We start from the raw sequence: 19,674 nt of genomic DNA on the forward strand, positions 1-19,674 counted from the left end.
CATGCTACAGGCACTTTTCAGTCCTGCCGAAACACAACGTTCTCCATCCCGCTTCGGCAAGGATCTTCCGCAGTTGTTGGCAATCATCGTTCTGGCACTCGGCGCGCTCGGCATTATCGCGCCATTTGGCTGGACTATTCAGGGTGCCTTTGGCGATCCTGCCGAAGCTGTCCGGTTGCCTCCTCAGTGGATTCCCACGCATCCGAACCTCGACAACTTCAACGAGATGTTCGACCGGTTGCCTTTCGGGCTGTTCATGTGGAATTCGGTCAAAATTGCCACAGCGGTGACAATTGGCCAGTTAATTACCACATCGACGGCGGCTTTCGCCTTTGCGCGCCTCAGATTTCCGGGCCGCAATACATTGTTCTTCATTCTTCTCGCATCGTTGATGATACCGGGACAGATCACACTCGTGCCTATGTTCATCGTCATCCGGCAACTTGGACTCTACAATACGCATCTCGCGCTCATCTTGCCGGGTTTGATCAATCCCTTTGGTGTCTTCTTCCTGCGCCAGTACTTCCTGACGATCCCGACCGATTACGAGGATGCGGCACGGGTGGATGGGGCTGGACCGATTGCCATTTTTCTTCGCATCATGCTGCCGCTGGCCGCTCCCGGTATGGCTACGCTCGGCATCCTGACGTTCGTCGGCGTATGGAATGACTTCCTCGGCCCACTGGTGTTCATCCAGGACGAGAATCTCTTGACCTATACGGTTGGTCTACAGAAACTGCAAGGCATTTATGGGGGTGCTCTAGGCCCAACCGCGGCAGGCACAGTACTGGGGGTCATCCCGGTTCTAATCGTCTTCATCGTGCTGCAGCGTTACATTGTCAAGAGCGTCATCGCAACAGGAATTAAGGGTTAAATATGAGTCGTTTTGACTATACGGATGCACATACGGCAGAAATCTCTTTCCCGATTGGCGGAATAGGTACAGGTTGCATTGGCCTAGCCGGCAATGGTCGGTTGATCGATTGGGAAATCTTCAACAAACCGAACAAAGGCAGCGTGAACGGTTTCTCGCATTTCGCCGTCAAAGCGGAGCGCGCGGGTCAGCTGCTCGATGCGCGTGTGCTCAACGGCGAACTGACCGGTTCCTACACTGGCCTGTTTGGGCGTCCTTGGTTCTTTGAAGGGTACGGATGGGGGCCGCTGCGCGAATCGCTGGGCGGTATGCCCCACTTTGAACAACACAGTTTCAAAGGAGAATATCCATTCGCCGAAATCACATTCTCCGATCACAACTTCCCCGGAAACATATCGCTGATCGCCTTCAATCCATTCATTCCTACGAATGAGGATGACTCCGGTCTTCCAGCCGCTTTCTTCGAGATCAGCCTGACGAACACCACAGAGACACCGCTCGACTATACCGTCGTGGGCGTACTTGGGAATGTTTTCCGCTCACAGGGTTTCAACGAAGTCAGCCACGACGGTCAATACCACATGCTCCATATTGGCACCAGCGACATCGCGACCGATGCCTTCGAGTATGGTGATTTAACCCTCGCGACGGACGCCCCGGATTGCAGCTATCAGGAATACTGGTATCGCGGCACGTGGACAGATGCGCTCGAAATCTATTGGCGCGACCTGATGAAGCCCGGGAAATTCCAGAATCGTCACTATCCGCGTGAGAAGCGCTTTGTTTCCAGCGGGTGGCATGAGCGCGACAACGCTAATCTCGCTGCCCATCTCACGCTGGCCCCCGGCGAAACCCGCTGTGTGCGCTTCGTCATCACTTGGAACTTTCCGAATAACCGTAACTACTGGCAGCACGATGTCGATGAGCGGGCAAAAGCCGCAGGCATCCCCAACGCGTGGAAGAACTATTATGCGACTCAGTGGGAAAATTCACGCGTTAGTGCGCATTACGCTTTGCAAGAATGGGATCGCTTGTATGGGGCAACCAAGTTATTCAAGGACAGCTTGTTCGGCAGTACACTGCCGCTGGTCGCTATTGATGCCATCTCGGCAACCATGTCAGTGCTCAAAAGCCCAACAATCCTGCGGCTTCAGGATGGGACACTCTATGGCTGGGAAGGGGTCGGCGAAACTGAAGGCTGCTGTTACGGCTCATGTACCCACGTCTGGAATTATGCTCAGACTCAAGCCTTTCTCTTCCCACGACTTGAACGCTCCATGCGCACCGCCAACTACCGCTACAATGTCGATCCTGATGGCGGCAGCCACTTTCGCATTCAATTACCCATCGGGCTGAAATATAGTAACTTTCGTCCCTGCGCCGACGGCCAGTTTGGCGATGTGATGAAGACCTATCGTGACTGGAAAATCTCCGGTGATACGGAGTGGCTGCGCAGTCTCTGGCCAACGATCAAGAAGACGATAGAGTTCGCGTGGAGCGACAAAAATCGGGATCTGTGGGACCCGGAGAAAACGGGCGTGCTGTGGGGACGCCAGCATCACACCCTAGACATGGAGTTGTTCGGTCCCAATGCTTGGTTAACAGGCTTCTATCTGGGAGCACTCAAAGCGGCGGCAGAAATGGCTGAGGCGCTCGATGAACCAAAATTTGCTCAGGAACTGCGCTCCATCTTTGCCCGCGGAAAAATATGGGCGGACGATCACCTGTTCAATGGTGAATATTATGGACAAGTGGTTGATATTAAGGACTACAGCCTGCTCGAAAAATTCGATCGTGAGGATGATCGAACCACGGAAATGTACTGGAGTGCAGAGCACGGCGAAATCAAGTATCAGATCGGCGAAGGCGTAGAAATTGACATGCTGATCGGCCAATGGCACGCGAACCTCTATGGACTTGGTGAGATCTTCGACCCCGAACAAACCAAAACTGCGCTGGCTGCAACCTTCCGCTATAACTTCAAATCCACCATGCGCAATGAATACAATCCTTGGCGGCTGTTTTCACTGAACGATGAAGGGGGACTGGTCATTTGTGCCTGGCCTGAAGGACGGATCAAACCGATGATCCCCGTCCCGTATTCCCAAGAGACCATGACAGGTTTCGAGTGGGCGGCTGCCATTCACATGCTGCAAGCGGGGTTGATTGATGAGGGAATGCAGTGTGTAGAAGCAATTCGGAATCGTTACGACGGTGAAAAACGGAATCCATGGAACGAAATCGAGTGTGGTAGCAATTATGCCCGGGCAATGGCAAGCTTCGGGCTGCTGAATGCTTTTTCAGGCTTTCAGTTTGACATGGTGAGCGGGGTCATCGGTTTTGCCCCAATCCGCATGGAGGCCGGGGAATTCCGGGTTTTCTGGTCACTGGACAGCGCCTGGGGTGAGTTCAGCACGCGTGAATCGTACTCTGTCCTCAAGGTACTCTACGGGGAACTAAGGCTCACTGAATTACAGCTACCACTCACGAACGGACAGCAAATCCAGTCGGCAGCGTTAAATGATGAAACTATCACCCACTCCGCTAACGATAACACAGTACGCTTCGCCAAGGCGCTCAGCGTGAAGGCGGGCAGCACTCTGACTATTCAACACTAGCATCGACCGGACAGTGCGAGCATCGTCTTAACACAGCGACAGCGTGCGCAATGTTAAGGCGATGTCTCACGCTGTTATTGAATAGGTGATTGGATGGTAGCAACGCGTTTAGTGATCGTTGGCGGGTTCTTAGGCGCCGGCAAAACGACCCTGCTTGCACAGGCAGCACGTCGGTTCATCGATCAGGGTTTCCGGGTTGGACTTATCACTAACGACCAAGGTTCCAACCTAGTCGATACCGCGTTGCTGGAACATCAGGGGTTTCCCGTCGCAGAAGTCGCAGGGAGCTGTTTTTGTTGTGCGTTTGATGACCTACTTAAAGCCATAGCGCAGCTCCAAAGTTCGATTCAACCCGACATCATTCTGGCGGAACCGGTCGGCAGCTGCACAGATCTCCTCGCAACCGTGATTCGTCCACTTAAGCAGCTATTCCCGGAACAGTTTGAAATCGCGCCGTTGAGCATAGTTGTAGATGCGACCCGAGACGTTCAGACTCTCTCGCCAAATGTGGCCTATCTATTCGAACGCCAAATCAGAGAAGCAGATGTCATCCTGCTCAATAAAACAGATTTGATCGATGCCGCAGCGCAGCGTCGACGTGAGGACGAGCTTCAGTCACAGTTTCCTGATAGCCGTGCGTTTATCGTCTCAGCCCGATCCGGCGCTGGAATCGAGCGCTGGGCTAATCATTTGGCGGGACTAACCAGCTCCAATGAGATCGAACTAGACATAGATTACGCCCGGTATGCCGAAGCCGAGGCCGAGTTAGCTTGGCTGAATGTGCGGGGCAGCATCCGTGCATCTCGTCCATTTTTACCCCGTCACTGGATAACTCAGTTATTCACATCGCTTGAAGAAACCCTGCATCCTGCCCCTATCGCCCATATTAAGGCGAAGGTCACAACTCCCGTTTCGACCTTCAAAACGAGTCTGACCGACTATGGTGGGAACGTGACATGGGATGTTGATATGCAAGATGACCCCACTGATCAGCTTGACTTTGTTCTGAACGCTCGGGTCGATACCCAAACGGCCCGATTGCAGCAAGCCGTGAGTCAGAGTATCGAGGCTAATCGACCTGATCCCCTGTCGCGGTACTACCTGACTCATTTAGAGTGTTTTCGCCCGCTGCCGCCCAAACCCACTCATCGAATAAGCGGAAACCCCAAAAGGGCAACATAAGCCCAGCACCCTCACCACCCGGATTCGCTAAAGTGTGCGCCCCAGTGGGCCAAGTTTTGGCGTTTCATAGGACAACCAGTTGAGCAACTGGGGCACGCTCAATGGATTGCCCACATCATGACTCGACTGCAATTGTTGGACACGGGCAATCGCAAGCGTCAGATGGACAGAATGATGTACTGCATCCGTCGAGATGTGGTACTCGATATGATGCGTCGTTACGAGATTGCCGCCGTCTCGTGATTTAACTCATGCACCAACGAGTTGGTCAGCCTTCTGATGTAATCAACTCGTTGATGCAATCTCGAAAAAACACTTCATTGTCTACATACTCTGCATACTCTACATAGGAAGCCTCGATCCATGAAGAGTATGCAGTCCATGTAGAGTTTTTCGCCTTCTCAAATGCAAATTTCGCGCCGTGCAAGCGCGGGAAAGCCGTCAGGCGAGCAGACTGACAATCAGGCAACTTTGGGTGAGACTTGCCGAGGAGTCTACCCGATGCGCCGTCCGCCGCCGATCTGGTTTGTTTTGTCGTTCATGGTCGTGATACCCCAGATCGTCCCTGCCTCCGCCCAAGTCTTTAATCCCTCGGACGTGATAGACGCGCGGCGTGATCGGGCGCGGCGCATTCGTTTACACAGCGGATTTGGAGTTCATCGCGCATCTGCCGGGAAGGGCGCTGGCGGCGCTCAGCCCCGACGGGCGTTATATTGTCGATGTGAATGACGATCACAAACTGTTTCTCTGGATTGCCCTCCAACTAATTCGCATCCCCGTCCCTGATCAAGGTCATTTTAGCCACGTTACTACTATCGGATGGAGTCCCAATGGACGTTATTTTGCTGCCAGCGGCGTATACAGCGGCAGCCTTTGTTGGCCGTATGGGACACCAGTGCTAAGTGGGACGCCATTATCACCACCCGGCATTCTGGGAGTTGGCTATAATCCCTGCGCCTGAGAGAATAGAGTAAGGGAGTTGTTTAGAGCTCTGAGGGCAAGTTATATTGCTTCCACAAATGTGAGGATAAACCGTATCTACGGATACACAAGGAAAAACTAATGTCTCATGTTGAACTGGCTGTAATTGATTTACCTGAATTTGGACTTCCAACCGTGCAACCAACGGTATCTGGAGAGCATTACGCGAGGCGGATTGCCCAGGCTCAGCAGCGAGCGGCAGCGGCGGAACTCGATGCGTTGGTCGTTTACGGCGATCGCGAGCATTTCGCCAACTTGGCCTACCTAAGCGGCTATGATCCGCGATTTGAGGAGTCTCTGCTGATCTTAGTGCCCGGACGGGAAGCCGCGCTGGTCATTGGGCTGGAAGGCTGGGGATACGCCGAGCTTTCGCCTGCTCCCATCCAGCGCGTACTCTACCGTAGCTTCAGCTTGATGGGCATGCCGCGCGCTGGTAACCCCTCCTTAGCTAAAATTTTCCGGAATGCCGGACTTCAGGCAGGTCAACGGATCGGATTGGTCGGTTGGAAGTACTTTGATACGCGGGAAACATCTTCACCGCAAACGTGGATCGAAGTACCGGCGTTCATCACCGATACGCTGCGCGAAATCGCTGGAAATTCGGCTAATGTGGTCAACGCGACGGCCCTGTTCATGAATCCGGTGGATGGGCTGCGCATCATCAATGAAGTCGATCAACTGGCAGCCTTCGAATTCTCGGCGACGTGGGCATCACAGGCGGTCCGCAATGTTTTGTTTGCAGTTCAACCCGGGATGACGGAACTCGAACTCTCTCAGCGTATGCAGCTGCCGGGTCTGCCAGTGGCAGTTCACACGATGCTATCGGCAGGTCACCGGGCCGCCTATGGCCTCCCAAGCCCGAGTCTGCGCGCGATTCAACGGGGCGAATACCTGACGACGGCGGTCGGGTTGTGGGGAGCGCTCACATCGCGCGGTGGTTTCCTTGTGGAAAGCGGTGACGAACTGCCCGGCGGGATAAGTGACTATGTTGACAAGCTTGTGGCACCGTATTTCGCCACCGCTGCTGCATGGTATGAGGCGATTGGCATCGGCGTGACGGGCGGGGAAATCTACCAACTTGTGCATGAACGGCTCGGCGATCCGTTTTTCGGCCTTGGGCTGAATCCCGGCACTATATCCATCTGGATGAATGGGTCAATTCGCCCATCTACGCCGGCTCGGAGATTCCGCTCCAGTCGGGGATGGCGCTGCAAATCGACATTATCCCAGCGACGGGGAGTGCCTACGTGAGCACGAACATTGAGGACGGAATCGCTTTGGCGGACGATGCGCTGCGCGCCGAATTCGCGCAAAAATACCCCGAAGCCTGGGAGCGCATTCAGGCTCGCCGTCGTTTCATGGAGCAAATGCTCGGCATTACACTCAAGCCGGAAGTTCTGCCGTTTAGCAACCTTCAGGGGTATCTCACGCCCTACGTTCTTAACCCACGTCTCGCGCTGCGCATCGTGCGTTAGATCTTGACCACCATAACGGAGCGAAACGATGATTTTGCTGTGTGGTGATTGGTTCAACTCGGGCACGCAGATCGCTTGGCAGTTACTTCGTGAGGGAAAACCCGCGCTTGAGGCGCTGGAACAAGGCATACGGGCGGTCGAGGCGAATACGGCGGACGAATCGGTTGGTCGAGGCGGATACCCGAATGCGCTCGGCGTGATGGAACTCGACGCGGGCGTGATGGATGGGCGCACACGGGCGAGCGGCGCTGTTGGGGCCCTGCAAGGCTATCTTCATCCCGTGAGTGTGGCCTACGCGGTGATGCAGGACCTGCCCCATGTTCTGCTGGTGGGCGAGGCGCGGCACGCTTCGCCCACGAAATCCACGCTGAGCGGGGTGAACTGCTGACCGACGAGATGCGCGCGCAGTGGGAAGCATGGCGGCGTCAGTTTAACTTCGATCCCGCCTCGGGGGAGCAATCTCTGATCGATGCCGTCTATCGCGGGCGCGATCCGCAGCGTTCGGGCGGAACGACCATCTATCTCGCCCAAGACAGCTCTGGCGATATCGCCGCTGCCACCAGCACCAGCGGTTGGGCGTGGAAGTATCCCGGTCGGTTGGGTGACACGCCGATTGCCGGGGCCGGCTTCTATGCGGACAATCGCTATGGCGCGGCGGCCTGCACGGGGATGGGAGAGATCGCCATCCGCTTCGGGCTCGCACGGATGACCGTCGCCTACCTGCAATTAGGGCGTTCAGTCGAAGAAGCGGTCAGGGAAGCGCTGGCAGATATCCGCTACCATCCTGATCAGAATATCGGCATTACGCTGTACGCCATCGATGCGCGTGGCGGCGGATTCGTCGGTTACAGCTATGGCAGTGATCACCCAACACCGCATTACTACGTAGCGGTAGATGGCGACGACATGCCTGTGAAGAAGATGGGAGTCAACCTCGGCGTGAAGTAGGCCGCCGAAGGTCGTTGTGGGGGCGCGACATGTCGCGCCCCCTATCGACCAAATCAAACCTCGTGGCGCGAACGTGAGCTAGGCGAGCGGTCCATTGCCGACTTCTAAGTCGAGCTGCCAGCTCACGGGTTCACCGGACGGCAGCACCATCGCCCGCCCGTTCTGCCATGCAAAATCCAACTTGTCGTAATACCCCGTCGACGGCTCAAGCGCGGTGGTCGGAGCCGCATTGTACGTCCCCTCGTCGACCCAGATTCCCAGATAGGGTACTTCTGCTGCATTCCACGAGAGACGAAGCCACGCGCCATCGCCGCCCTGCTGGAGCGCTGCCCAATTCACGGGTTGGTCGGGCAGCAGATAGAACTTGCGGCAGTTATGCCGGTCAGCCGCACCAATGTGATCTAAATTGTGATGCCTGCCGTCTTGCGCTCGGGCGTTCGGCCAGTCGTAAATGTTTCCGACCGCGCCCCAATCGGGCGTTGGGTGCACGTTGACGACTTGCGTCACTGTGTGCGGCAGCCGGATCCGCGTGTCGCCATCGACGACAAACTGCGGATGCGCCGCCCACAGCGCGACGAGGGGTTCACTCCCCGTGTTGACTACGTCGAAGGTGAGGCGTAAGCGCGCATCCTCCAAGATCTGTGTGGTTCTCGTCAAGCGATATGGCAGCGCACGTCCGCTCGTCGACAAGCTGAAGCTGTCGTTGGTCACGTTGTTGATTTCCCACGGAATCGCCCACACCTCACCGTGATCGGGAAGTAATTTACCCTGATACGCTCCGTCTACCGGATAGACACATTCATCGATTGTTGGGAACATCTCATCCCAACCACTCATGTCCTGATCGGTGAAAACTGATCGGTAAGCCGCTGGCTCGAAGCGGCGGTGGATGGGCGGCAGCAGCCATTCGCGGTTCGCGCGCTTGTCGAACAGTGAAACGATTTTCGCGCCCATCGCCGGCACGGTCACGAAGCGCAGCGCAATGGTCTCAAGGGCGAGGGCGGGCTGACCTAACCAGTCCGTTTCAGAAGCACGAGCAACCGGGCACATCAATCATTTGCCTCCGGTCTCAGAGTCGCGTACTTGCGGCGCGCCCGCATCCACTCGCGGTGCAGGGCAGCTCCGAGATGAGCAGGCTGCTCTGCCAGCACCCACGCAAACGCTTGATCCGCGCCTGCCTCATCGCCTAAACCGAGCAGACCAAGCGCGATCATGTAGTGGCAGTGAATCCGGTTGCGCTGATTCAGATCTGCGTCAAATACGACGAAATCCGGCAGTGATACGGCGAAGTAATCCATCTTCACATCGTCGTTCAGGTGCTCGCGCCCGTAGCTGATGAGCCGTTCGAAGATCGCCCGGGCTTGATCAACCGAGCCTAGTGCCAGACGCGCCATCCCTTGATAAAAGATCATGTCCGGTGGTTGGTCATTGTAGTACAGCGGGGACGTTGGATCGCTTGATCCCGAAGCCGCGAACTCCCGATGCTCGTGCGCATGAGTCTGATCGCCAAGTCCCGCATACGCTTCACCGAGGAAATAATGAATATGATTATTCCGCGCACCTGCCAGCTTGCCTTCGCCGAGGTTACGGGGAAAGACCAGTGCCGCGTCGAGTTCGCGTACTGCCGCCTCATAGTCCTGTGCTGCAAGGTGACACTTGGCCCGTTCGATCCGGCTGGTGACGTACTGCGCGATCACCTTGCCTTCGCCCCCTTCCCACGGGTGAAACGTGCGCCGAAGCAGGATGTCGAGCGCTTCATCCTGCCGCCCGAGCAGATTGAGCAGCGTCACCAGCTCGACGGTCAGATCGTCGCGCTGCCGCACCAGCTCGTCGTGCTGTTCCAGGCGCGCTAGGCGTTCCACTGGCGGTCGCTTCAGGTGCTTGGCGAGTTGGTCGAAGTTCAAACAGGACACGTGCATCTAGCGGATTGAGGCTGAATGCCCGCTCATAACTCGTTCGTGCGCGGTTGCTGTCGTGCAGCTTATTCATGTAAGCGAGCCCGAGATTCCGGTGAACGGTCGGGTAAGACGGATCGAGTTCGGCAGCGTGTTCCCAGCAGGTCAGCGCTTCGTCGTAGCGACGGTGAGCATACCAGAAGCTGCCGAGGTAGTATGGCGCGCGTGGATCAGTCGGATTGTGCTGGATGGCCGCCTGAAGCGCGGGCACAGTTTCGACAGCGTTCGGGAAGCAGTAATCGGGTGGTAGAACCTGCGCTTCGGCGAAGCTGACTGCCGCTGCCTGTGCATTGCCCGCTTCCAACTGAATCCAACCGGCGAAATACTTGACCATGGGATCCGTCTGCGGTGCGACGTGGAGCAGGTCGAGCGCCTCCTCAGACAAACCCGCGTGCGCGTAATCGAGTGCAATTTCAATATAGGCGTGGACATTAGCGCCCATGAATTGGCGGTAGGTGGTATCTCCCGCTAACCAGCGCCGTTCAAACAGCGCGCCAAAGTCGAGCGGGTCGAGCTGCAGCGCGCCAGCGACGGCGCGCTGCGCTGCCTCGGTTTGTCCAAGCTGCCGGAGCACCGCCGCCCGCAGGATGTGCGCTTTCATATGCCGGGTGTTGCGCTGCAGCGATCGCTCGACCAATTCAAGCGCCTCCTGCCAGGCCCGTCTGCGACAGGCGATCCGCGCCAGCGCGAAGTAGGCAGCATCCTGCCACGCGCTGTTCCAAGCCGCCTTGTAAAACGCGTCGAAGGCTTCGTCGTATCGGCTCTGGTAATCCAGCGCTAGACCCAGGTTGTAGTACGGTTCACCATCGTAGGGGTTCGGATTGCGGCGCGTCAGACTCTTGATAGCCGTGCGGAAATAGCCTTCAGCGTCCGCGAATTTGCCGCGCCGCAGGAGCAGCAAACCGAGCGCGTTATTGCAGCGGCTGTCCAGCGGATCGCGCCGCAGGGCTTCCTCGTAGTATGGCTCCGGGCGATAGGTCGCGTGGCGGTACTGCTCCAGATGCTGGCCGTTCAGGAACAGCGCCTCGTTCGACTCCAACTCAGCCGGCGGTTTGGCGGGTGTCGCGGGTGCGGGCACGTCGTTGTCAGTGCGGGCGAGCGGTGTATAGGTCAGAAGCGGCTGATCCTTGTCCCACACCGTGAGCGTCAAGTCGGTGTCGGACACGTCATCCGGCAAAGTGACCGTGGTGTCGGGCACTGTTTCGGGATCGAGGGCATGGGTCGCATCGTAGACCTGCTGCCCGCGCGCGCTCAGCGTCACCCGCACGCGGCGCGGCGCAGAGCAGTACACGCCAATGCGGCTGCAACCGAGAGAAGGTTCGAGATTGAGAACAACATCCTTCGAAGCGTTTTTCGCTGCGCCGATGCGCTTGTACGGCATGAACACCTGCGTAAACCGCTTCTCTTCGCCGGGCTGCAGCCAGCTAAAATCGGGCTGATTGTCGGTGTACGCGCCGCACATCAACTCGATGTAGGGGCCGTCTTCGTCAGTCAAATGCCGATCCCAGGTCTGTCCGAAATCGCCGTTGCCCCACGTCCATTGTTTTTTACCGGGAACGACGTGATGATTGGCGACGTGGAGCATGCCCGCCTCGGGGGTGCTGTCATAGCAGCCCACAAAGTCGAAATCCGAATGATAGGCCATGTAGGATGTCGGCACGGGGATGTTCTTGTATCGGGAAATATCGGTGCCGGGGGAATAATCGACCTTGTAGTAGGTACCCGTCGCAATCGGGAAACTGGATACGTCACGCTTGCCGTGATCCATTACCGCGTACACATCCGGCGGAAACACCGTCTGATACGTATCGTTGACGTGAACGGCTGGATTGGCCCACCACAGAAACGTTTGCGGGAAATCTGTCCGGTTGTAAAGCTGAACGCTAATTTCGAGGTAGGCGCGGTCAGGGTAGAGGGTGAAACCAGCCATGCCTTTGGTGCGGAACATGCGCTCAATTTCGCTGAACCAGACTGTTTTGCTCCCGTCGTCATTGGCTTGCAGGCGGTAATGCACGGGCTCAAACGTGCTCGGGCGGTGATGCTGTGGCCAGTTGAACTCGATGCCGCCGGAAATCCACGGGCCGGTCAGACCGACGAGCGCCGGCTTGATGACGCGGTTGTAGTAAATGAAGTGGTAACCATTGGTTTTGTCCAGCGCCATTTGGACGCGGCCGCCGAGTTCGGGCAGAAGCATGATTTTGAGGTAGCGGTTTTCGAGAAAAATCGCAGTGTACGAGCGGTCTTCTTTCTCGTCGAAGACCTGTTCGATAATCGGATGCGGATAGACGCTGCCGCTGCTCCCCTGATAAACACGCTTTTCCAGAAACATCGGGTTCTTGTCGGGCTGACCGACCGGGTAAGTCAGGATCGTGACCCGTTCTTCCCGCATCTGCACGGAATGATCTGTTGTTCCCATAAGCTGCTCCTTGCACCAGGGCGGTTCACGCTCACCAGTGCGCACATGCTATAATCGCTCAGAAATTGACTTGGGTAGGCGTTCGATGACTCAGATCAGACTCCGCGAAGGCTTCAAAAACGAGATTCGTTACGTTATTCCCCGGCACATCCTGCCCCGCTTCTCCGAACACCCGCTCGTTCAACCGCTCATGGCGACTGATATGGGCTGGTATCCCGAAGCACGGTTTCACTACTGCGAGCGCGAAAATGGCGCGAACGAACATATCCTGATCCTCTGTCTTGCAGGGTCGGGTTGGTATGATCTGAACGGCGAACAGGGAATACTGCACGCGCATCAAGCGCTGCTCATTCCGCGCAACACACCGCATACCTACTGGGCATCCGACTCTGCCCCCTGGTCGATCTACTGGGTTCACTTCACGGGCAGCAACGCGGATTACTTCGCGCATCAGCTTTCGTCCGGGGAACACAGCCTATCCGTCGATGAAGATGCGATGTCCACATTGCAAAACCTGTTTGCGGAATGCTGCAAGGCACTGATGACTGGTTTCGTGCTGGAGCGCATGATCTACGCCTCGCAAACGCTGCATCACCTGCTCGCCTGCCTGTTCTTCAACAATCGAGCGTTTTCGCCTACCCTCCAAACCAGCAAGTTTCATAACCTCGACGCGACGCTCGCATACCTCAACCACAATGTCCATAAGCCGCTGACGCTGGCGGAAATGGCACGGCACGCCGATTTATCGCCGTCGCACTTTTCGCGTCTCTTCAAAGAGCAGACGAGCTATTCGCCCATCGACTATTTCATTCACCTAAAAATTCAACATGCCTGCAGACTGCTTTTCCTCACCAGCCTGACAGTGCGCGAGATCAGCGATGAGCTGGGTTACGATGATCCGGCATATTTCTCGCGCCTCTTCAAAAAAATGGTTGGCATGGCTCCCACGGAGTATCGCAACAAGCCGCGCGGCGGCATCGAAGAGCGTTTCGAACCGCGCGAAGGTCCGTGGGACTAAAAGTCGTTCACACCTTTCAGATTCAAGTCTTCGCTGAAATGACACGCCGCAAACTGCCCCGGCGTGATCTCCCGCAGCGGTGGTGCTTCCCGGCTGCACAGCGCTTGAGCGTAGGGCAGCGCGGGTGAAAATGGCAGCCCGTCGGTGGATTCGCCGGATTCGGGATTTCGTCGGTAATGGCGATGCGCTGTTTTTGCGCGTCGGATCGGGTTTGGGAATGCTGGACAGCAGGGCTTCGGTGTAGGGGTGCTTGGGCTGCTGATACAGCTTGTGCGTGGGCGCGATTTCGACCACGCGCCCGACATACATCACGGCCACCACATCGCTGACGTGTTCGACCACGCCGAGATCGTGCGAGATGAACAGGTACGATAGGTGCAGCCGATCCTGCAATTCCTTGAGCAGATTGAGCGTCTGCGCCTGAATTGACACGTCGAGTGCTGACGTCGGCTCATCCATGAGTACCAGACGCGGATTGAGCGCCAGTGCGCGAGCGACGACGATCCGCTGTCGCTGACCACCGCTGAAGGCGTGCGGATAACGGCGCATGTACTCCGGCCGCAGCCCAACGAGCTGTAACAGTTCGGCGACGCGCTCCTGCGCCTCTTTCCCTGTGGCGATCGCGTTGACTTCCAGCGGCTCGGCGATGATGTCGAGCACCGTCATGCGCGGATTCAACGATGAGAACGGGTCTTGAAACACCATCTGCATGTTGCGGCGCACATGGCGCAGGGTTGCGCGATCGGCGCTCGCCACATCAACCGCGCCGCGCTCCTGATCGTGAAAGATCACCGATCCCGCCGTCGGGTCGATGCCGCGCATCACGCTGTGGGCTAAGGTCGTTTTGCCCGATCCGCTCTCGCCCACCAGCCCGAGCGTTTGTCCTTCGTAGAGCGTGAGACTCACATCGTCGACGGCTTTGACGTAACCCACTGTGCGCTTGAGCAGCCCCTGCGTGATCGGGTAGTGCTTCTTGAGGTGGAAGATTTCCAGCAGCGGGCGTTCCGCCACGCGCACCGCGTTAGGCCCAGTTGACATGAGCGTCTCCTTCTGCCTGTTGGGAGTAGAGATAACAGCGCACGGTGTGCGCCTCGTCAGTGGGGTTTCGGCTGGGACGGCAGCATCACAGACGCCGGGCATGAAGTGCGCGCAGCGCGAGGTGGAACAGGCAGCCTGATGGAATGTCGAAGGGCGAAGGCACCATCCCTTCGATGGTGCGCAGTGGGCCTCCCTGCTTGTGTCCGATCTTGGGGATCGATTCGAGCAGCGCTTGCGTGTAGGGGTGCTTTGGATCGGCGAACAGGGTGTGGATGTCCGTCTTTTCGACCACTTTGCCCAGATACATGACGACGACCGACTCCGCCATCTCGGCGATCACGCCGAGATCGTGCGTGATGAACAGGATCGCCATGCCGAATTCCTCTTGCAGGCTGCGCATCAGTTCGAGGATTTGCGCTTCGGTCGTCACATCGAGCGCGGTGGTCGGTTCGTCCGCGATCAACAGTCGGGGATGCCCGGTGAGCGCCATCGCGATCATGACGCGCTGACGCATCCCGCCGCTCAACTGATGCGGGTACTTCGTCAGCAGCTCGCGCGCTTGGGGTAGGCGTACCTTGTCGAGCAGTTCAGCGGCGCGATCCAGGGCGCTCCGCTTCGACACTTTCTGATGGACCAGCACCGCTTCGGCAAGCTGATCGCCGACGGTGAACAGGGGGATCGAGCGAGGTCATCGGCTCCCGGAAGATCATCGCGATCTCATTGCCGCGAATCCGGCGGATGTCCTCGCCGCGTGCGCCGTATTTCAGTAAGTCAACAACCTCTTTGCGCCCGTTGCTATCGCGTTCAAAAAGGATTTGACCACCGACGATGCGACCGGGGGCGTTGATCAACTGCAGGATGGAGTAGCCGGTGACGGATTTGCCGCAGCCGCTCTCCCCCAGCACCCCGAGCGTTTTGCCGACCGGGATGTCAAAGCTGACGCCATCCACCGCGCGGACGACGCCGTTTTCGGTGAAGAAATGCGTCCGCAGGTCTTTGATTTGGAGCAGCGGTTGTTCAGTCGTCATATCAGCGCTACTTTGCAAATGGATCGGCGGCATCACGCAGACCATCACCCAAGAAGTTGAAGGCGATGACCGTCGCGATGACGAACATGGCGGGCGTGAGAATCCACGGTTGTTGGATCAAGACACGAACGTGCTGCGCGTCGCTGAGGAGCAGTCCCCAACTGACCAGCGGTGATCGAATCCCCAAACCGAGGAAGCTGAGGGCTGTTTCGCCCAGAATCATGCCGGGAATGGCGGTGGTGGCGATGACGATGATATGACTCATCGTATTCGGCAGCAGGTGGCGCGTGATGATGCGCCAGTCGCTGCAGTTGGAGTAACGCGCCGCCGTCACAAAATCCGCTTCGCGCAGGGCATAGACCATACTGCGCGTCTGTCGCGCCAGCGCACCCCAACTGAGGATCGCCAGCACGATCGTGATCGAGAAATAGATGCGGTCGGACGGCCAGTTATCGGGGACGAGCGCCGCCAGGGCCAGCCACAGAGGTAGTTGGGGGAACGACATCAACAGCTCGATGATACGCTGCACAATGTCGTCGAACAAGCCGCCAAGATACCCACTGGCAATGCCGATGATCGAACCAAACAGCAGCGTCAGAAACACGCCGATCAAGCCGACCGACAGCGACACTTGCGCGCCATACCACACGCGGCTAAAAATGTCTCGCCCCTGTGAGTCCGTACCGAACAAAAACAATTTTCCGGGCTCTTCGACGCCAAACAGATGGATATCGGTTTTGATGAGGCCAAGAATGCTGTATTCCGCGCCCCGCACAAAAAACTGAAGCGGGTATTTTTCTTCCGGGATAATCTCGACCGTTCGGCGGAAGGTCGCCGGGTCAACCGCCGACTTGAGGCCGTAGGCAAATGGAATCGGGTGGAAAGCGCCCGTCTCATCGAAAAAATGCAGCCCCTGCGGCGCGACGGACACAAACTGGCCGTTAACCAGCGTGGGGTCATTCGGGGCAACGAACCCGGCGAAAATCGCTGCCAGGTACATCAGCAGCAGGAAGATCCCCCCGACGAGCGCCAGACGGTTGCGCTTGAAACGCAGCCACATGAGGCGGCGCACCGATACCAGTTTGACTTCGTCCGCTTTGCGCGCAAGCCGGGCGTCGGTATGATCACTTGTTTTAGGTAGAGTCGCCATGCTGATCGATCAGCCTCCCACGCGCTACGAGAACCGGATACGTGGGTCGAGCCACGCCAGCAGCAGATCGGATACGAGGGTTCCGAGCAAGACGAGCAAGCCGATAAACGTTAAGATCGTCCCCGCAAGATACAAGTCCTGTGCCTGCGTAGCATCCATATACGTGACTTGGATCGTGGGCAGGTCGAGCACGACGCTGGTGATCACAAAGCCGTTGACCAAAAATGCGAGTGTCTGGCTCAGCGCGCCAATGAGGGGATGCAGCGCATTGCGGAAAGCATGTTTCCAGATGATAGTGCGTTCCGGTACGCCTTTGGCGCGCAGGGCGATCACGTAATTTTTGCCCAGTTCATTGAGCAGATTACCACGCATCACGCGCATGACCCACGCCATGCCGGTAATGACCACTGCGCCAACCGGAATCCACAGGTGTTTGAGGAAATCGATCACCAGCCCGACGGACACCGGCTGACCAATGAATTCAGGGGATTGCAGTCCCGTCAGGACTTCGCCGTTCAGCCGCCACGCGAACACCAGAAACGCGAGCGCGATCAGAAAATCGGGCAAGCCCAGACCAAGAAACGAAACGGTCGTCCAAAAATTGTCCGCTCGGGAATACTGATGCGTTGCCGAGTAGACGCCGAGGCCGATGCCGATCCCCCATGACAGGATGAATGCGCAGAGTGAAACCGCGACCGTTGCGCCCAGCTTGCTGCCGATGATGTCTCGAACGGACATGCCCGTTGCTAATGAAATGCCGAAATCACCGCGAGCGAGGTTCACCGTCCAGTCGACAAACCGCAGCAGGAACGGCTTATCCAATCCGAATTGCTCGCGCATCGCTTGTTCTTGAGCCGCCGCGTCGCGGTTGCCGCCCAGACTCTGCCCGCGGATATAGTTGCTCACGTAGTCGCCGGGAGGCAATTCCATGATGAGGAAGCCGACAAACGCGATCAAGATCATCGACGGGATAAACTGGAGCAACCGCCTCACGATATATCTCGACATACTTTCTGCTCCAATCATTGGTGAGGGGGCAGGATGACCACCCCCTCACACTAACGTGCTGATATCCCGTTACGGTTGGTCGATGTAGAACTGTTCCGGGTCGGCGGTGCCGGGGTAACCCAGATCCCACGAGGCAACCAGACCGACTTCCGGTACATTGTGGAAGTCATTGCTGACAATGACCGGGCTGGGATGCTGACCAATTGTCCCAATGGTGATCGGTCCCTGTTCGACGTGAATGCGATACGCTTCCAGAAGCGCAGCATTGCGGTCTTCGGCGTTCGTTGCCGCTGCCGCGCGGCTGTACACTTCTTGCAGCTGCGCCAGCATCGAGCCTTCGCGCGCCGCTACCCCTTCAGCGCCACCCGTCTGATAATACTGACCGATGTTCATACCCGCCATTGCCCACTGAACACCTTCGACCGGTGCCCACACCGACGGCGCGGACAGCAGACCCCAACCCGCGGCGCTCGGCCACGCGAAGATCTGAACTTCACCGGCTTCGTTGGCGGCCGTGTATTCATCCCATGTCATGATGTTGATGTTCGTCTTGATGCCGACGTCCTGCCAGTCTCCCTGGATCAGTTCGAGGCTCTGCGTCACCTTCGGATCATCGGGGAACATGGTGATCGTGAGTTCCAGCGGCGTGCCATCGGGACGATCCCGGAAACCGTCACCATCCGCATCGACGACGCCAATCGAGTCGAGCAGACTGCCCGCTTGTTCCGGGCTGTAGTCGATGTACGAGTTCGCCCATTCTTCGTAGAGCGCCTGACCCTCAGGGCTCTGGAATTCCTCTGCCCACGGGAGCATCGAGAACTGGCGCGGCGTCGCGAGACCAAGCGCGGTCACATCGTTCATCTGGATACGGTCAATCGACACCGACAAGGCCTGCCGGAATGCCTGCGTATACATCAGGTCTTCCAGACCATCATCCGCCAGATCGTAGAACAGCATCAGCCACGGCCATGCAAAGTCGCCACGATCCCACATGATCACGTGGTAGTCGCCAGCTTCAGCACTTTCGAGGATGAGAGGCACGTCTTGCAATGCGATATCGCGCACCTGCATGTCCAGCTCACCGGCAATGGCGCGCAGCGCCACCTGTTCCGACACCGCGCCGGAAGCAATTTCAACCTGAAGGTTGTCGATATACGGCAGTTGATTGCCCGCGGTATCGACCTTCCAATAGTACGGGTTGCGTGTCAGAGTCGCCAGTTGATCCGGCACATAGCTCGTCACCATCCACGGGCCAAGCGTCGGCATATCCGGGTAGTGGAGGCGGGTTGAGGTGTTATAACGGTTCATCAACTCGGTCGTGTCGGTCACCGCGCTGTTGTAGCCGGGATGGAACTGTTCCATATAGTGCGCGGGCACGATCGACTGCGCCGAATTCCACGGGCCACGCGAATGATTTTCAAGGAAGAGCGGATTCGGGCCAGCGAATGTGAACTGGAGCGTAAAGTCATCGATCTTCTCCAGAGTCATCGGCTCGCCATTCACAACGGTCCCGGATGCCGGGTCGACGGGAATATTCTCGTCCAGCACCATGTCGTTCCACCAGAACAGGTAATCATCCACCGTCAGCGGTTCGCCATCCGACCAGCGGATGCCCTGACGGAAATGCACGACTAACTGGGTGGCATCATCGTTCCACTCATACGATTCGAGAACGTTGGGGCGGAAGCCCGACGCATCGCGGTTCCACTTGAGGAAGCCCTCGACGCCTGTGGTCATGAGGGTGAAACCGAGCTCATTGTTCTGGTCGATCATGTGCCAGGTGCCACCGTATTCACCCACCTGTTCGACCGGTTCGATGACCAGCGGTTCTGGGGGCAAACGCTCTTCGACCGGGGGTAGGGTGCCCGCCGCTACTTGTTCGGCGAGTGATGGAGCTTCAGTGTAAGTAGCCTGCGCCATCACCATGCTGCTGACCGCAAGCACTAGTACAACCACTAACAAAACACGCTTAAGCATTGCAAT

14 protein-coding genes and 3 pseudogenes are annotated in these 19,674 nt (G+C 57.3%); 9 read left to right on the forward strand and 8 right to left on the reverse strand.

The genetic code is table 11. The annotated features are described in order from the left end of the window. Position 1: 1 nt before the first annotated feature. From IPK17_RS15225 to IPK17_RS15255, 8 genes and pseudogenes are all read left to right on the forward strand, one after another. Positions 2-874: a carbohydrate ABC transporter permease gene (locus tag IPK17_RS15225; RefSeq protein WP_343418543.1), complete on the forward strand. Its 873-nt coding sequence runs from the start codon at positions 2-4 to the stop codon at positions 872-874. A gap of 2 nt (positions 875-876) precedes the next feature. Then, entirely contained in the window at positions 877-3,492 is a 2,616-nt protein-coding gene (locus tag IPK17_RS15230; protein WP_343418544.1) for a GH116 family glycosyl-hydrolase, read from the forward strand. A 93-nt stretch (positions 3,493-3,585) separates the two neighbouring features. After that, positions 3,586-4,674 (forward strand): GTP-binding protein, encoded by a 1,089-nt coding sequence (locus tag IPK17_RS15235; RefSeq protein ID WP_343418545.1) that lies wholly within the window; start codon positions 3,586-3,588, stop codon positions 4,672-4,674. Positions 4,675-4,791: 117 nt separating this feature from the next. Then, positions 4,792-4,917 carry a hypothetical protein gene (locus tag IPK17_RS15240; RefSeq protein ID WP_343418546.1) on the forward strand — a complete coding sequence of 42 codons (126 nt, stop codon included), beginning with the start codon at positions 4,792-4,794 and terminating at the stop codon, positions 4,915-4,917. Positions 4,918-5,395: 478 nt separating this feature from the next. After that, on the forward strand, positions 5,396-5,635 hold the full coding sequence (locus IPK17_RS40580) for a hypothetical protein (protein WP_350341634.1): 240 nt from the start codon (positions 5,396-5,398) through the stop codon (positions 5,633-5,635). A 101-nt stretch (positions 5,636-5,736) separates the two neighbouring features. Continuing rightward, on the forward strand, positions 5,737-6,906 hold the full coding sequence (locus IPK17_RS15245) for an aminopeptidase P family N-terminal domain-containing protein (protein ID WP_343418547.1): 1,170 nt from the start codon (positions 5,737-5,739) through the stop codon (positions 6,904-6,906). Beyond that, positions 6,903-7,130 carry a hypothetical protein gene (locus tag IPK17_RS15250; RefSeq protein WP_343418548.1) on the forward strand — a complete coding sequence of 76 codons (228 nt, stop codon included), beginning with the start codon at positions 6,903-6,905 and terminating at the stop codon, positions 7,128-7,130. Before IPK17_RS15245 ends, IPK17_RS15250 begins: the two co-directional genes overlap by 4 nt. Before the next feature lie 28 nt (positions 7,131-7,158). Then, a pseudogene (locus IPK17_RS15255) lies at positions 7,159-8,078 on the forward strand (glycosylasparaginase). Between the two features lie 78 nt (positions 8,079-8,156). Here IPK17_RS15255 and IPK17_RS15260 read toward each other — a convergent pair. From IPK17_RS15260 to IPK17_RS15270, 3 genes are read right to left on the reverse strand one after another with little or no spacing between them, the layout of a single operon-like run. Further along, a complete protein-coding gene (locus tag IPK17_RS15260; RefSeq protein ID WP_343418549.1) occupies positions 8,157-9,128 on the reverse strand; it encodes a hypothetical protein in 972 nt (323 codons plus the stop codon). Beyond that, positions 9,128-9,940 (reverse strand): tol-pal system YbgF family protein, encoded by an 813-nt coding sequence (locus IPK17_RS15265; RefSeq protein ID WP_343418550.1) that lies wholly within the window; start codon positions 9,938-9,940, stop codon positions 9,128-9,130. The genes IPK17_RS15260 and IPK17_RS15265 overlap by 1 nt, the downstream gene beginning before the upstream one ends. Next, positions 9,834-12,449 carry a DUF5107 domain-containing protein gene (locus IPK17_RS15270; protein WP_343418551.1) on the reverse strand — a complete coding sequence of 872 codons (2,616 nt, stop codon included), beginning with the start codon at positions 12,447-12,449 and terminating at the stop codon, positions 9,834-9,836. The genes IPK17_RS15265 and IPK17_RS15270 overlap by 107 nt, the downstream gene beginning before the upstream one ends. Positions 12,450-12,534: 85 nt before the next feature. Here IPK17_RS15270 and IPK17_RS15275 point away from each other — a divergent pair, with 85 nt between their 5' ends. Further along, positions 12,535-13,467 carry an AraC family transcriptional regulator gene (locus IPK17_RS15275; RefSeq protein WP_343418552.1) on the forward strand — a complete coding sequence of 311 codons (933 nt, stop codon included), beginning with the start codon at positions 12,535-12,537 and terminating at the stop codon, positions 13,465-13,467. Here IPK17_RS15275 and IPK17_RS15280 read toward each other — a convergent pair. From IPK17_RS15280 to IPK17_RS15305, 5 genes and pseudogenes are all read right to left on the reverse strand, one after another. Then, positions 13,464-14,505: pseudogene (locus IPK17_RS15280) on the reverse strand (ABC transporter ATP-binding protein). The gene IPK17_RS15275 and the pseudogene IPK17_RS15280 overlap by 4 nt on opposite strands. Next, a pseudogene (locus IPK17_RS41060) lies at positions 14,489-15,533 on the reverse strand (ABC transporter ATP-binding protein). Before IPK17_RS41060 ends, IPK17_RS15280 begins: the two co-directional pseudogenes overlap by 17 nt. Positions 15,534-15,540: 7 nt before the next feature. Beyond that, positions 15,541-16,683, reverse strand: a complete 1,143-nt coding sequence (locus IPK17_RS15295) for an ABC transporter permease (protein WP_343418555.1) — start codon at positions 16,681-16,683, stop codon at positions 15,541-15,543. 24 nt (positions 16,684-16,707) lie between these two features. After that, positions 16,708-17,691 carry an ABC transporter permease gene (locus IPK17_RS15300; RefSeq protein ID WP_343418556.1) on the reverse strand — a complete coding sequence of 328 codons (984 nt, stop codon included), beginning with the start codon at positions 17,689-17,691 and terminating at the stop codon, positions 16,708-16,710. A 69-nt stretch (positions 17,692-17,760) separates the two neighbouring features. Then, a complete protein-coding gene (locus IPK17_RS15305; protein WP_343418557.1) occupies positions 17,761-19,668 on the reverse strand; it encodes an ABC transporter substrate-binding protein in 1,908 nt (635 codons plus the stop codon). Positions 19,669-19,674: the final 6 nt, after the last annotated feature.

This window comes from Candidatus Flexifilum breve (assembly GCF_016713355.1).

Bases quoted from the DNA above. Each gene is read 5' to 3' on its own strand.
- IPK17_RS15270 (WP_343418551.1), bottom strand. From the start codon at position 12,449: ATGGGAACAACAGATCATTCCGTGCAGATGCGGGAAGAACGGGTCACG.
- IPK17_RS15295 (WP_343418555.1), bottom strand. From the start codon at position 16,683: ATGGCGACTCTACCTAAAACAAGTGATCATACCGACGCCCGGCTTGCG.
- IPK17_RS15245 (WP_343418547.1), top strand. From the start codon at position 5,737: ATGTCTCATGTTGAACTGGCTGTAATTGATTTACCTGAATTTGGACTT.
- IPK17_RS15305 (WP_343418557.1), bottom strand. From the start codon at position 19,668: ATGCTTAAGCGTGTTTTGTTAGTGGTTGTACTAGTGCTTGCGGTCAGC.
- IPK17_RS15240 (WP_343418546.1), top strand. From the start codon at position 4,792: ATGACTCGACTGCAATTGTTGGACACGGGCAATCGCAAGCGTCAGATG.
- IPK17_RS15225 (WP_343418543.1), top strand. From the start codon at position 2: ATGCTACAGGCACTTTTCAGTCCTGCCGAAACACAACGTTCTCCATCC.
- IPK17_RS15260 (WP_343418549.1), bottom strand. From the start codon at position 9,128: ATGTGCCCGGTTGCTCGTGCTTCTGAAACGGACTGGTTAGGTCAGCCC.
- IPK17_RS15230 (WP_343418544.1), top strand. From the start codon at position 877: ATGAGTCGTTTTGACTATACGGATGCACATACGGCAGAAATCTCTTTC.
- IPK17_RS15275 (WP_343418552.1), top strand. From the start codon at position 12,535: ATGACTCAGATCAGACTCCGCGAAGGCTTCAAAAACGAGATTCGTTAC.
- IPK17_RS15300 (WP_343418556.1), bottom strand. From the start codon at position 17,691: ATGTCGAGATATATCGTGAGGCGGTTGCTCCAGTTTATCCCGTCGATG.
- IPK17_RS15235 (WP_343418545.1), top strand. From the start codon at position 3,586: ATGGTAGCAACGCGTTTAGTGATCGTTGGCGGGTTCTTAGGCGCCGGC.